Source organism: Pedobacter sp. SYSU D00535 (genome assembly GCF_017355855.1).
GTDB lineage: Bacteria > Bacteroidota > Bacteroidia > Sphingobacteriales > Sphingobacteriaceae > Desertivirga.
In genome coordinates, this window is record NZ_JAFEWD010000012.1 from 132,754 (window position 1) to 145,639 (window position 12,886).

Below are 12,886 nucleotides of genomic sequence, written 5' to 3' on the forward strand. Positions count from 1 at the left end.
CTTTTATCTTCGATAAAACCTTATTACGATGCCAGTTAAAACCTTTGGTAGCGCAGTTTATGGGATAGAGGCCACTACTATCACCATTGAAGTACATATCAGCAGCGGAACAAAATACTTTATTGTAGGATTGCCGGACAAAGCGGTAAGCGAGAGCATGCTGCGGGTGGAGAGTGCGATCAATAATTCCGGCTACCGGATGCCCCGCCAAAAAATTGTGGTTAACCTTGCTCCGGCCGACATTCGAAAAGAAGGTTCGTCATACGACCTTGCCATCGCCATTGGGATTCTTGCCGAATCCTGCCAGATCGAAAGCGATCTGCTAGACAAGTATTTAATTCTTGGCGAAATTTCTCTTAATGGGGATATACAGCCAATTAAGGGCGCACTTCCCATATCAATTCAGGCGAAAAAAGAAAACTTTAAAGGGTTGATTTTACCGAAAGCAAATGCCAGGGAAGCTGCAATTGTAAGTGATCTGGAAGTTTACGGCGTCGAAAATCTTACCGAAGTAATAGGTTTTTTCAACGGGAAAAAGTCGCTGGAGCGAACAATCGTTGATACAAGAGACGAGTTCTTTAATAACATCAATAACTATGAAAGTAATTTTGCTGACGTAAAAGGACAGGAAAACATCAAGCGAGCGCTTGAGATTGCAGCAGCGGGAGGCCATAACGTAATATTGATCGGTCCTCCCGGAGCAGGAAAAACGATGTTAGCGAAAAGACTTCCGACCATACTCCCTCCTTTGAACCTGTATGAAGCACTGGAAACCACCAAAATCCATTCAGTTGCAGGGAAATTAGCAGCTTCCGATTCTCTAATGACGGTCAGGCCCTTCCGATCCCCGCACCATACTATCAGCGATGTAGCTTTGGTTGGCGGAGGAGGACATCCACAGCCGGGGGAAATTTCGTTAGCCCATAACGGAGTACTGTTCCTCGATGAGCTTCCGGAGTTTAAGCGAACCGTACTGGAAGTGATGCGCCAGCCGCTGGAGGAAAGAAGAGTGACTATTTCGAGAGCCCGCTTTACCGTGGATTACCCTGCGAGCTTTATGCTGGTAGCCTCCATGAACCCCTGCCCCTGCGGCTTTTACAATCATCCTGAAAAGGAATGTTTATGCGGCCCGGGAGTGGTGCAGCGCTATCTAAGTAAAGTTTCTGGTCCGTTACTGGACCGAATTGACTTGCATGTCGAAGTAACACCTGTCAATTTTAATGAACTAGCATCAGATCGTAAAGCAGAGGCTAGTGATATGATCCGGCAAAGAGTAATCAAAGCAAGGGAAATCCAAACAAATCGGTTTCAGGAACAGACAGAGGTATACTGTAATGCCCAGATGAGCCCAAAAAAAGTAAGAGAAATCTGCAAGATTAATGAAACCGGGCAAAACTTACTGAAGAAAGCAATGGAACGTCTGGGATTATCCGCCCGTGCTTACGATCGAATATTGAAAGTAGCAAGAACTATTGCTGACCTGGATGCTTCTGAGGATATAAAAATAGAGCATCTGGCTGAAGCAATTCACTATCGGAGCCTGGACCGGGAAGGCTGGGCAGGATAAGCTCAAAGCTTTGAAACAATCCAATATGTTGGCCATTTTCACGTTATTATAGCATCTATCAATTTAATAAGAACACCTTGAAATATCTTTCGCTCATCCTGCTCTCGATCTTGTTTTTGTCCTGCAACCTGGCCGGGCAGCAAAAATCTACTACCGTTAAGGCTGTAGCTCCAACAGGTAAGGCAGTTGCAGCCTTTGCAGAGGGCTGCTTTTGGTGCACTGAGCATATCTTCGAAGAAATTGCAGGAGTAGATTCAGCTGTTTCAGGCTATGCGGGGGGTAGGACGAAGAATCCTACTTACGAACAAGTGTGCACTGAAACCACCGGGCATGCGGAGACCGTACTCGTATACTATGATCCAAAAAAGGTTTCTTACACCCAACTCCTCGACGCTTTCTTTGGCTCACATGATCCAACCACAAAAAACAGACAGGGCCCTGATGTCGGCTCGTCCTACCGTTCAGCTATCTTCTATAAGACAGCGGCAGAACAGGAGCTCATCCGGAAAGCTATAATGAAGTGGACCCCTGCTTTCAAAAACCCAATCGTTACAGAAGTAGCGCCACTAAAGCAATTCTATCGGGCAGAAGAATATCACCAGAATTACGTGTCGCAGAATCCTAACGAGTCTTACGTACGAAACGTATCAATGCCTCGCTTCCAAAGCTTTAAAAGGACCTGTAAGTTGAAGCTAAAAAACTAATAACGAAAGCTTATTAGTAGATTTGCAGCTTAATGGATTATCAGGTACACACCTTGCCGAATGGCATCAGATTATTATATAAACCCTTTCCATCTACCATCACCCATGCATGCATCATTGTAAATGCGGGATCCCGGGATGAAGAATCTGGAAAAGACGGACTGGCGCACTTTATCGAGCATCTGCTTTTTAAACAGACAGCGAAGCGGAATACCAATCAGATTTTAAATCGACTGGAATCTGTGGGCGGAGACTTGAACGCATACACAACTAAGGAGTATACGTGTATCCACGCCTCTTTCTTAAATCCCCACCTGGAACGGGCACTCGATCTTTTTGAAGATCTGGTTTTTCATTCCACGTTCCCGCTCAACGAGATGGCTAAAGAGAAAAGTGTTATTCTAGATGAAATCGCCTCATACCAGGATCAGCCGGAAGAAGCTATTCAAGATGACTTTGAAGATTTACTATTTGCAGGTCACGAGTTGGGAAGAAACATTTTAGGAACAGAAGAAACGGTCAAAGCTCTGGAACAAACTGACATCCTTCACTTCCTTGCATCTAACTATAACACGGAAGAAATTGTAGTCGGAGTTATAGGAAGCTACGATTACAAAAAACTTTGTAATTTGTTTAATAAGTTGTTCGGGCAGGTGCCGGCAAACAAGCCAATAAAAAAGCGCCAGCTGATGCTAAGCTATCAAGCCCGTCAAAAAAAGGAGGAAAAGCCAATCTCCCAGAGCCACTGCATCATCGGTAGTCCGGCTTATTCAATTCACGATAAGAATAAGGCTGGGCTCTTGCTGATGAATAACATCCTGGGCGGCACAGGAATGACATCGCGGCTGAACCTGGAAATACGGGAAAAGTACGGGATTGCCTACACTATCGAATCAAATTACACCCCCCTGAGTGACACTGGCATCTTCTCCATCTATTTCGGTACAGATGTAGAGAAGGTTGAAAAAGCGCTGTCTTTAACGCATAAAGAATTACGAAGACTCAGAGAACAGCGTTTAACTGCTACCAGCCTTCATCGCGCTAAGCAAAAATTTATTGGCCAAATTGCATTGGGTGAAGAGAATAAGTTGAGCTTGATTATTGCGATGACCAAGAGCTTGATTGACTTTAACAGGGTGGACACGCTTGAAGAAGTTTTTGATAAAATAAATGCAGTAACCGAGGATCAGGTACTCGAAATATCAAACGAAATTCTTGAGCCCGCCAAGCTCACGACACTTCTTTTTCAACCAGCTGACGAGGAATAAAAATTTGAGTTTAACTCATCCCACTTAAAGTTTTAATTTTGCATTATGAAATTACCTATTGTAGCGTACGGGGATCCGGTGTTGAAAAAAAGAGCGGCAGAGATTTCAGAAGATTACCCCAATCTTTCTGACTTGATTGAAAACATGTTCGATACCATGTATAATGCCAGTGGTGTTGGCCTTGCTGCGCCTCAGATAGGACTTTCTATTCGCTTGTTCGTTATTGATATCACAGATAAAGACGAACCGGAATTCCAGGATTTTAAGAAGGTATTCATCAATCCCACTATCGTGGAGGAAACCGGAGACCTTTGGAGTTTTAACGAGGGTTGCTTAAGCATTCCTGATATCCGGGAAGACATAAAACGCCCTGAACATGTTACCATATCTTATTACGACGAGAACTGGCAACACCACCAGGAAACCTACTCGGGCTTAGCTGGTAGAGTTATCCAACATGAATACGACCATATAGAAGGCAAATTATTTATTGACAAGCTCGGCCCGCTTCGGAAGGCAATGATAAAAAGCAAACTCGACTCTATTTCAAGAGGATCTATAAAGGTTCCTTACCGGATGAAATTCCCAACTGCCGCGAAAAAGCGCTAATTAATTATTGCCCGAGCGACTCTTATCGCCTTCTAAAATCTGCTTAATAAAGGCACCCCAGGCAAGGGGATTAAGTAAGGGGTTGCTAGCCCGCTGATTGAAGTTCCTATTTGTTAAGGCGACGTGGTTATTCTGAAAGTTAATATTCCCAATTTCCTGCGCATCCCTTGGCAGGCTGCGTGACATTGCTAATATGGAAGTTCTGGCTACGTTCTTCTTGGCAATCTCCAAATCGTCATCTGCTATTTTCATTGCCATAAACTCCCTGTTGAACTCGTCAATACTAGTCCAGGGCAGCACGCGAACAGTCGGCAAATTTACTACAACTGCCTGCATCTTAACAATCACAGTGTACTTCCTGTCCTGAACATCCTGAGGAATAACTAATGCTTCCCTGCGATAACCAACCGCGCTAAAGACGATGGTATCACCCTCGTGGGCTACAAAAGAAAAATAACCCTGATGATTGGCAGAGAACACCTTATTACGGGCAGACTTGTTCGTAACTGTTACATAGGGAACCACAACATTAGAATCTACGTTATAAATCACCCCCGAGAACTGCACGAGGTCCCTATCCTGTCCCTGCGCGAAACCGGCTGTGAGTAGAATGACTAATATTGTCAGTATATGTTTCATCGATTAAACCTACCAATAATTATGCTAGATGCTTGTTAAATACTGTTAAATACAAAAAAAGCGATTGCATTACACTAACGCCATCGCTTTATACATTATTTTACAATCTATTATTTTAGATTCTCAGGCAATACAGCGTTAGGATCATCAATGTCAGTAAGATTAACAGCCTCTACGCCTTCTACTTCGGGTACGGCTTTCTTAATTGCCTGCTCAATCCCTGCCTTCATCGTCATGATGCTCATTGGGCAAGAACCACAAGCACCCAACAATCTAAGTTTCACTATATTATCTGAAGTAATTTCTTCCACTGAAACGTTTCCACCGTCTGCTTCAAGGTAAGGCCTGATCGTATCTAGCGCGCCCTCCACTTTTTGCAACAAATCCATATCGACAATCAATTTTTATAAAATTAGTAAAAAACTAGGAAACCGCCATCCCTGGTGACTTCGCATTCTGGATAGAAACCTGCTGCGCCACTCGCTCTGCTACCTCCAGAAAGGCTGCAGCCATGGGGTTGCTGTCGCTTAAAACAACAGGAACACCGGCGTCACCGGCCTCGCTGATACTCTTCACTAACGGAATCTCACCGAGAAAGGGCGCATCAAACTGCTCTGCCAGTGATTTTCCTCCGCCTTCACCAAAGATATAATACTTGTTCTCCGGCAGCTCGGCAGGACTGAAATATGACATATTCTCTACAACGCCCAGAAGAGGAACATTGATCGACTCCATCAAAAACATTCCGATACCCTTTCTTGCATCAGAAAGCGCTACATTTTGAGGCGTGGTTACAATCACGGCTCCAGCAACAGGATAACCTTGTGTTAAGGTAATATGGATATCTCCCGTTCCAGGAGGCAGATCCACCACCAGATAATCCAACTCGCCCCATTCAGCATCGTTGAACAGCTGTTTCACTGCATTCGAGGCCATAGGACCCCGCCAGGGAATAGGCTGATTAGGGTCGGTAAAAAATCCAATAGAAAGAATCTTTATCCCAAACTTCTCCACTGGCTCTATCCTTGTCCTTCCGTCGGCTGTTTGGCTAGCTAGCGGCCGCGCATCTTCCAGACCGAACATAATTGGAATAGAAGGCCCGTAGATATCGGCATCAATTAAACCCACCCGGGCGCCTTTTTTTGATAGTCCCAAGGCAAGATTCGCAGATACGGTTGACTTCCCAACTCCTCCCTTGCCAGAAGCTACTACTATTATATTTCTGATGTTACTCAGAGGCTTATTTTGCTGCGAAGTAACCCTCGAGGTCATGCGTACTTCCACTTCTGCATCCTGACTTATAAAATGAGCTATCGCATTGCGACAGGCATTTTCTATCAGGCCTTTCAAGGGGCATGCCGGGGTTGTTAATACTACAGAGAAGCTGATTTTGTTCCCTTCGATGTGTATATCTTCGATCATGTTCAAAGTCACCAGGTCCTTTTTAAGGTCCGGCTCTTCTACATGACTAAGCGCCTTCAATACTTGTTCTTTAGTAATCATCTTACTTTAATTCAGATTGCAAATTTATGAAACTGGCAGCCAAACTACTTGTTTGCAAAGTGATTTTACAGATATTTACACTGCGGAAATAAAACCTCCGCTTTTAGCGTTTCAAAAGCTTGAAGTATAGACTATATAGAGTGAAAGCGAAGTTCAAGGTCCCTCGAAAATATTTAAAAATTGCTGGTATCACTGTCATCTGCCTATTCATTGCTGCCATAATTGGCGGTGCCATAGCTTACTCCAAGAGAGAAGCCATCTTGAAGGCGATGGTAGCCAAGGCAGTCAACAAGGCGAAACGAGATTATGATCTAGACGTCAAAATAAGCAATCCCCGTTTTGAGGGTCTTACTTCTGTTGCTTTCACTGATATCTCCGTCGTGCCGGAAAATCGGGATAGTTTGGTACACATCAATGACATGCATGTGGGGATCAGCTTCTTCCCTCTTCTCTTTGGTGATGTGAAATTGTCAGATCTAAGGATCAAGGAGGGAAAAGTTCAGCTGATAAAGCAGGATAGCATAAGAAACTATGACTTTCTCTTCAAAAAGAAAAGAGACAGCACCAAAACCGGATCCCGCGCTGACCTCGCCGAGGTGGTGAACAAGCTGGTCAACCAAATCCTGGATAAGATCCCTGACGACATGGAGGTGAAAAACTTCCAGGTATTTATCCGGCACGACGACGACAGCCTTCGTTTCTTCACCCCGCTGGCGACTATTGAGAACAGTGAACTTCGCTCCAGAATTCAAATTAATAACAACGAATCAGTATGGCATGTAGACGGAAATGTCGACCCGGACGAGGAGCACCTGGATTTTAAACTTTATGCAGAAAACAAAAAGGTAGAGCTACCGGTGCTGGAACGAAAATTCGGATTAAAACTGAATTTCGACACTGCTTATACGAGCCTGAAGGAAGCCAAAAGAAGTGGCGACAAGTTTAGAATCGACAGCTATGTGGCGGTCAAAAACTTACTGCTTAACCATAAGAGAATTGCGGCGAATGACATTATCGTTCCTGACGGGGCTATTGACGCGAATTTTTTAATTGGTGAGAATTATATGGCGGTGGACAGCTCATCAGTGATCTACTTAAAAAAAATCAAAGCTTATCCCTTCATAAAATATACTCGCGCGCCCAAGAAGATATATGAATTGAAGCTCCGGACCGATGAAATGGATGCTCAGGAGCTATTCAACTCATTTCCGGTCGGCTTATTTGAATCGTTAGAAGGCATCAAAGTAGCAGGCAGCTTGAAATATCAAATGGACTTCTATTTGGATTCCAGCAATCCTGACGGAGTTCGCTTCAACTCCTCCCTGCAGAAAAAGAACTTCAGGATTTTGCAATTTGGCCGTACGAACCTGGCAAAAATAAACGGCCCTTTTGTATATACCCCTTATGAATATGGAAGACCTATGCGGGATATTATTATCGGGCCCGCTAATCCAGATTATACGCCGTTGAATCAAATATCGCCACACTTAAGAAATGCAGTTTTAACTGCTGAGGATCCGTCCTTCTTTAGCCACAGAGGATTCGTTGAAAAAGCCTTTACCCGGTCTATTGCCACTAATTTCAAAGAAAAAGCTTTCAAACGGGGAGGAAGCACCATCTCGATGCAACTGGTGAAAAACGTGTTCCTGAACAGGCAAAAAACAATGGCACGTAAGATTGAGGAAATATTGATCGTGTGGCTCATTGAAAACAACAACGTATCCACTAAACATCGGATGTTTGAAGTATATCTGAACCTCATTGAGTGGGGGCAGAATGTTTACGGCATTGGCGAAGCGGCAAGGCACTACTTTGGGAAACATCCTTCAGACCTTAGCATAGGCGAAAGTATTTTCCTCGCAAATATTGTCCCCCGACCGAAAAAAGGCTTATACTTCTTTGAGGGAGATGGAAGCCTTCGAACCAGTTTAAGAGGGTACTTCAGATTAATTGGAAACCTGATGGCCCGCCGTGGAATGATTGCGAGAGACACAAATGCCTACGGGTTCTATGGTGTGCGACTAAAAGAAAGCCTACGACGCTACACCCCTACAGATACAACCGTAACTGACTCACTCCTGTATGAAGAAGACAGTGACATTGTAGAACGGAACAATCAGACTTTTTTACAAAGACTTTTAGGAGGTAGAAAACGTGACACTATCCGAGTGGAAGACATAGATAAGTTAAAAGCCGATACTGGTGACACCCCGGCCGAGCGCAGGCGGGAACGGCGTGAACAAAGGCGCAGAGAGCGGGAAGAACGCAGAAACAGAGGGTAAAAAAATATACCTTTGAACATGAAAATTCAGATTGAGGATAAGGAATTTGACCTGATGCTAGAGTATGATCAGATAAAAAAACGTACTCGACTCTTGGGAATTCAGCTGAACGTGGATTACGAGGACAAAGTACCTGTGTTTATCGGCGTACTAAACGGCAGCTTCCTTTTCATGGCCGATCTGATTAAAGAAATCGACATCTCCTGTGAGTTGGCTTTTGTAAAAGTGTCGTCTTACCATGGAAATGACACCAGCTCCGGAATTGTACGTGAGCTGATTGGTTTGGATATAGATTTAAAAAACCGCGACGTCATCATTGTTGAAGATATTGTCGATACCGGTCTGACGCTTATTCACATCCTTGATACGTTGAAAAAACTCGAGCCCGCCTCGATAAACGTATGCTCCCTACTTTTAAAGCCCGGTTCTTTACAGGAAGACATCGAAGAAATAACTTATGTAGGGTTTGAAATACCAAACGAATTTGTGGTGGGTTACGGCCTTGATTACAAAGGACTTGGAAGGAATCTAAAAGATATCTATCGCGCTTCTACGAGCCCGTCTGAAACTTAATTCATAAATTTTCCCATCTTTGCAAAAATTTCAAACCAATGACCATTCATAAAGAAGGTTATACCTCTATAGCACTTACCGTGCTCTTTGTTTTCGTACTGAACGCGCTGGTACATTATTTTTTTCCAGACAAGCAGTGGCTCATTTACCTGAGCTACTTTGTATCATTTGTGTTGTTCATCACCGTACTTCAGTTCTTTCGTCATCCACATCGGAAAATAGACCCGAACGAATCATACGTTTTATGCCCAGCCGACGGGAAAGTAGTTGTAATTGAGGAAACTGAAGAAGGTGAATATTTTAAAGACAGAAGGATTCAGGTATCCGTTTTCATGTCGCCTATAAACGTTCACGTAAACCGAAACCCAATCTCCGGAATTGTCAAATACTTCAAATATCACCCTGGTAAATACCTGGTGGCTTGGGACCCTAAGTCTTCTACAGACAATGAAAGGACTACTACAGTAGTAGAGACCTCAGCTGGAATTCCTGTGTTGTTCAGACAAATTGCTGGCGCTCTTGCAAGGAGGATCGTATGGTATGTTAAAGAAGGGGATAAAGTGCAGCAGGGAGAACAATTCGGATTTATCAAATTTGGTTCAAGGGTGGATATCTTTTTACCGCTAGGCACCGAGGTAAAAGTTAACCTGGGTGATATTGTAAAAGGCGGTATTACCGTTATAGCAGAACTTAAAAGTTAAACTTAGTATGAAAAGGACATTTTTAATGTTAGCACTTGCAGCATCAGTAACATTTGCAACTGCTCAAGACAAGAAAGATCAAAAAAAAGACTGTTGTAAGTCGACTGAGGTAAAAGCATGTTGCAAAAAGCCGGAAGGAAAGAGCTGCTGCATGCCTGGTAGCAAAGCAAAAGCTGCAGCAATAGCTAAACCAGCCCCGAAAAAAGCATAACTTCTTTCATACACGATATTCGAGCCCGGTTCATGCCGGGCTTTTTTTGTTTCCATCATTTCCCTGTGGTTCTAAACCAAGGTCCTAAAACTATCTAAACTAATCCGCCGTTTATATCCTATGGCAAAACCTCTGCTACAATTCAATGATTGCGGCATCTATTGCGCAGCCGGCGACTTTTACATTGATCCCTGGAAGCCAGTTAATGACGCCATTATTACCCATGCCCATTCAGATCACGCTCGCTGGGGCAACAAGCGATACCTCGCCCACCAACTTTCCAGAGAAGTAATGAAGTACCGTTTGGGTGAAATCCAATTGGAAACAATGGACTATGGCGAAACGATCTACAAAAATGGGGTCAAAATCTCTTTCCATCCAGCTGGGCACATCATTGGCTCTGCCCAAGTACGGGTAGAACACAAGGGCGCTGTATGGGTAGCTTCGGGCGACTATAAAACTGTCGATGACGGTATCTCCACACCCTTCGAACCGGTGAAGTGCCATACGTTTATCTCCGAGTGTACTTTTGGCATGCCGGTTTACAAATGGAAACCCCAGGAGGAAGTTCATGGAGCCATCAATAAGTGGTGGAGGAAAAATGCCGAGGACGGTAAAATTACTTTCATTGCCGGCTATTCACTTGGGAAAGCACAACGCATCCTGCAACACCTCGATCAGAGCATTGGGAAGGTATTTATGCACGGGGTGATAGCAAACACCCATGAAGCGCTGCTTAGAAATGGGGTAAAACTACCGGAAGCCCATCGACTTACACCAGACACGAAAAAAGAAGATCTACGGAAAGCAATAGTCATTTGTCCTCCCTCCGCCATAGGCACGCCTTGGATGAGAAAGTTTCAGCCTTTCGCCTTCGGGTACTGTTCGGGTTGGATGTCACTCCGCGGGGCTAAACGACGGATGGCAGCGGACAGAGGGTTTGTGCTGTCGGACCATGCTGACTGGAATGGTTTGATTAGTGCCATCGACGCTACCGAATGTGAATGTGTCTGCCTTACCCACGGCTACACCGCGTCTTTTGCCAGATACCTGAACGGAATTGGCTACAACGCCCATGAGGCGCATACTTACTATGGCGGTGACGAACTAATGCAGGAAGATGAACTTCCAGCCCCGTTAGTAGACGAACACGGGGATGTGATCACGGAAGGTCCGGTTAACAAGGAAGGAAGCGCACTTCTATGAGGGATTTTGCCTGTCTTTTCTCTGATCTCGATGAGACCAACAAAACCAACGAAAAAGTCGCGGTACTAAAAGAGTACTTCTTATCAGTACCTGATGAGGATAAAATTCAAACGCTGGCCCTGTTTACGGGCCGTAAGCCCAAGCGTCAAATCAACAGCTCGCTACTAAAACAGTATGCGATGGAGATGGCGGGTATACCGACCTGGCTTTTCGAGGAAAGTTACCAGGTGGTAGGAGACTTGGCCGAAACTATCGCGTTGCTACTCCCTGAGCCCGCGGGGGAACAGACTAAGTCGCTATCTGACTGGATTGCAGAGATCCGCAGCCTTGTCAATTTCACCGAAGAGGACCGACGAAGCTGGCTTTTAAACGCCTGGGACACGATGGGTTATCAGGAGCGATTTGTATTTAACAAAATCCTCACGGGAAGTTTTAGGGTCGGGGTTTCTCAAAATCTGATCATCAAAGCTTTAGCTGATATTTCGGGGCTTGAATCGGCCACGCTTACCCATAGGATCATGGGGAATTGGGACCCTCTCTCGTTCAGCTTTCAGGAACTGTTGCAGGAGCAAGACGCCTCTGACGATGTCTCCCGCCCTTATCCCTTCTGCCTGGCTTACGCTATTCAAGAAACATCCGACAAGCAGAAAACGGCCGACGAGATTGAAGCCGAGCTGGGTAATCCCGCCGAATGGCAGGCAGAATGGAAGTGGGACGGCATTCGAGCTCAGGCTATCCATCGAAAGGGAACAATTTTTATCTGGACACGCGGTGAAGAGCTGGCTACCGACAAGTTTCCGGAACTTCATGATTTCTTGCTTAGCCTACCAGATGGAACTGTTCTGGATGGTGAAGCAATCTGCTTTTCGGAAGGTAAACCCCTACCATTTAACGTACTGCAGACGCGAATTGGAAGGAAGAATCTTAGCAAAAAGATCCTTGCAGAAAGTCCGATGGCCTTTATCGCCTACGATTGCATCGAATTTAATGGTGAGGACATCCGACACAAAACTCTTGCCGATCGCCGGAGAATTCTCGAGCAATTGCACTCCGACAGTCCCCACCAAGACGTCTTTCAATTGTCGCCAGTTGTCGAGTTTAATAGTTGGGCGGATCTTTATGAACTCCGGCTGGCGTCAAGGGAATATCATGCAGAAGGCTTTATGTTAAAAAGGCTCGACTCACCCTACCAAACCGGGCGTAAGCGCGGCGATTGGTGGAAGTGGAAAGTGGATCCGCTTTCAGTGGACGCCGTGATGATCTACGCGCAGAAGGGCCATGGAAGAAGGGCCGATCTATATACTGATTATACATTTGCGGTATGGGATGGAGATAAGCTGGTTGCATTTGCAAAAGCATATTCCGGCCTGACGGACAAAGAAATAAGGCAGGTGGACAACTTTGTAAAGCGAAACACAATTGAGAAATTTGGCCCCGTCAGAACAGTAAAACCCCAATTGGTTTTCGAAATTGGCTTTGAAGGCATTAACAAATCGAACCGACACAAATCAGGAGTAGCGCTGCGCTTCCCAAGGATTTTACGTTGGCGACACGATAAAAAGATTGAAGATGCAGACACAATCGAAGTACTGCGGGCTATGTTGGGAGAACATTCGTCTTGAG

Annotated in this window: 13 protein-coding genes; 9 read left to right on the forward strand and 4 right to left on the reverse strand. The window is 44.8% G+C overall.

The window, feature by feature from the left end; genetic code table 11:
• The first annotated feature begins 28 nt into the window (after positions 1 to 28).
• The 4 genes from J4N23_RS18370 to def all read left to right on the forward strand — a co-directional run bounded on the left by J4N23_RS18370 (position 29) and on the right by def (position 4,148).
• Positions 29 to 1,567 carry a YifB family Mg chelatase-like AAA ATPase gene (locus J4N23_RS18370; protein WP_207429296.1) on the forward strand — a complete coding sequence of 513 codons (1,539 nt, stop codon included), beginning with the start codon at positions 29 to 31 and terminating at the stop codon, positions 1,565 to 1,567.
• Between the two features lie 77 nt (positions 1,568 to 1,644).
• Positions 1,645 to 2,271 carry a peptide-methionine (S)-S-oxide reductase MsrA gene (gene msrA, locus J4N23_RS18375; RefSeq protein ID WP_207429297.1) on the forward strand — a complete coding sequence of 209 codons (627 nt, stop codon included), beginning with the start codon at positions 1,645 to 1,647 and terminating at the stop codon, positions 2,269 to 2,271.
• 32 nt (positions 2,272 to 2,303) lie between these two features.
• Complete coding sequence (locus tag J4N23_RS18380) at positions 2,304 to 3,539, forward strand: pitrilysin family protein (protein WP_207429298.1); 1,236 nt, start codon at positions 2,304 to 2,306, stop codon at positions 3,537 to 3,539.
• A gap of 45 nt (positions 3,540 to 3,584) precedes the next feature.
• Positions 3,585 to 4,148: a peptide deformylase gene (gene def / locus J4N23_RS18385; RefSeq protein ID WP_207429299.1), complete on the forward strand. Its 564-nt coding sequence runs from the start codon at positions 3,585 to 3,587 to the stop codon at positions 4,146 to 4,148.
• On the opposite strand, the gene J4N23_RS18390 is transcribed toward def, so the two are convergent.
• From J4N23_RS18390 to J4N23_RS18400, 3 genes are all read right to left on the reverse strand, one after another.
• Complete coding sequence (locus J4N23_RS18390) at positions 4,149 to 4,787, reverse strand: hypothetical protein (protein ID WP_207429300.1); 639 nt, start codon at positions 4,785 to 4,787, stop codon at positions 4,149 to 4,151.
• A 110-nt stretch (positions 4,788 to 4,897) separates the two neighbouring features.
• Positions 4,898 to 5,176 (reverse strand): NifU family protein, encoded by a 279-nt coding sequence (locus J4N23_RS18395; RefSeq protein ID WP_207429301.1) that lies wholly within the window; start codon positions 5,174 to 5,176, stop codon positions 4,898 to 4,900.
• A 34-nt stretch (positions 5,177 to 5,210) separates the two neighbouring features.
• Complete coding sequence (locus J4N23_RS18400; RefSeq protein ID WP_207429302.1) at positions 5,211 to 6,290, reverse strand: Mrp/NBP35 family ATP-binding protein; 1,080 nt, start codon at positions 6,288 to 6,290, stop codon at positions 5,211 to 5,213.
• A 119-nt stretch (positions 6,291 to 6,409) separates the two neighbouring features.
• Here J4N23_RS18400 and J4N23_RS18405 point away from each other — a divergent pair, with 119 nt between their 5' ends.
• The 3 genes from J4N23_RS18405 to J4N23_RS18415 are packed head-to-tail and all read left to right on the forward strand — an operon-like array spanning position 6,410 to position 9,846.
• A complete protein-coding gene (locus J4N23_RS18405; protein ID WP_242689286.1) occupies positions 6,410 to 8,572 on the forward strand; it encodes a transglycosylase domain-containing protein in 2,163 nt (720 codons plus the stop codon).
• Positions 8,573 to 8,590: 18 nt separating this feature from the next.
• Positions 8,591 to 9,145 carry a hypoxanthine phosphoribosyltransferase gene (gene hpt / locus J4N23_RS18410; protein ID WP_207429303.1) on the forward strand — a complete coding sequence of 185 codons (555 nt, stop codon included), beginning with the start codon at positions 8,591 to 8,593 and terminating at the stop codon, positions 9,143 to 9,145.
• A 38-nt stretch (positions 9,146 to 9,183) separates the two neighbouring features.
• Entirely contained in the window at positions 9,184 to 9,846 is a 663-nt protein-coding gene (locus tag J4N23_RS18415; RefSeq protein ID WP_207429304.1) for a phosphatidylserine decarboxylase family protein, read from the forward strand.
• Between the two features lie 78 nt (positions 9,847 to 9,924).
• On the opposite strand, the gene J4N23_RS18420 is transcribed toward J4N23_RS18415, so the two are convergent.
• Entirely contained in the window at positions 9,925 to 10,116 is a 192-nt protein-coding gene (locus J4N23_RS18420; RefSeq protein ID WP_207429305.1) for a hypothetical protein, read from the reverse strand.
• 61 nt (positions 10,117 to 10,177) lie between these two features.
• On the opposite strand from J4N23_RS18420, the gene J4N23_RS18425 reads away from it, so the two are divergent.
• Together J4N23_RS18425 and J4N23_RS18430 are read left to right on the forward strand one after the other, a co-directional pair.
• Complete coding sequence (locus J4N23_RS18425) at positions 10,178 to 11,263, forward strand: ligase-associated DNA damage response exonuclease (RefSeq protein WP_207429306.1); 1,086 nt, start codon at positions 10,178 to 10,180, stop codon at positions 11,261 to 11,263.
• Positions 11,260 to 12,885, forward strand: a complete 1,626-nt coding sequence (locus J4N23_RS18430) for an ATP-dependent DNA ligase (RefSeq protein WP_207429307.1) — start codon at positions 11,260 to 11,262, stop codon at positions 12,883 to 12,885. Before J4N23_RS18425 ends, J4N23_RS18430 begins: the two co-directional genes overlap by 4 nt.
• Position 12,886 lies beyond the last annotated feature (1 nt).

What these genes read in the sequence shown, in the direction of transcription:
- J4N23_RS18420 (WP_207429305.1), bottom strand. Translation starts at nt 10,116, where the DNA reads ATGATGGAAACAAAAAAAGCCCGGCATGAACCGGGCTCGAATATCGTG.
- J4N23_RS18395 (WP_207429301.1), bottom strand. Translation starts at nt 5,176, where the DNA reads ATGGATTTGTTGCAAAAAGTGGAGGGCGCGCTAGATACGATCAGGCCT.
- J4N23_RS18370 (WP_207429296.1), top strand. Translation starts at nt 29, where the DNA reads ATGCCAGTTAAAACCTTTGGTAGCGCAGTTTATGGGATAGAGGCCACT.
- J4N23_RS18390 (WP_207429300.1), bottom strand. Translation starts at nt 4,787, where the DNA reads ATGAAACATATACTGACAATATTAGTCATTCTACTCACAGCCGGTTTC.
- J4N23_RS18430 (WP_207429307.1), top strand. Translation starts at nt 11,260, where the DNA reads ATGAGGGATTTTGCCTGTCTTTTCTCTGATCTCGATGAGACCAACAAA.
- J4N23_RS18415 (WP_207429304.1), top strand. Translation starts at nt 9,184, where the DNA reads ATGACCATTCATAAAGAAGGTTATACCTCTATAGCACTTACCGTGCTC.
- hpt (WP_207429303.1), top strand. Translation starts at nt 8,591, where the DNA reads ATGAAAATTCAGATTGAGGATAAGGAATTTGACCTGATGCTAGAGTAT.
- J4N23_RS18425 (WP_207429306.1), top strand. Translation starts at nt 10,178, where the DNA reads ATGGCAAAACCTCTGCTACAATTCAATGATTGCGGCATCTATTGCGCA.
- def (WP_207429299.1), top strand. Translation starts at nt 3,585, where the DNA reads ATGAAATTACCTATTGTAGCGTACGGGGATCCGGTGTTGAAAAAAAGA.
- J4N23_RS18400 (WP_207429302.1), bottom strand. Translation starts at nt 6,290, where the DNA reads ATGATTACTAAAGAACAAGTATTGAAGGCGCTTAGTCATGTAGAAGAG.
- J4N23_RS18380 (WP_207429298.1), top strand. Translation starts at nt 2,304, where the DNA reads ATGGATTATCAGGTACACACCTTGCCGAATGGCATCAGATTATTATAT.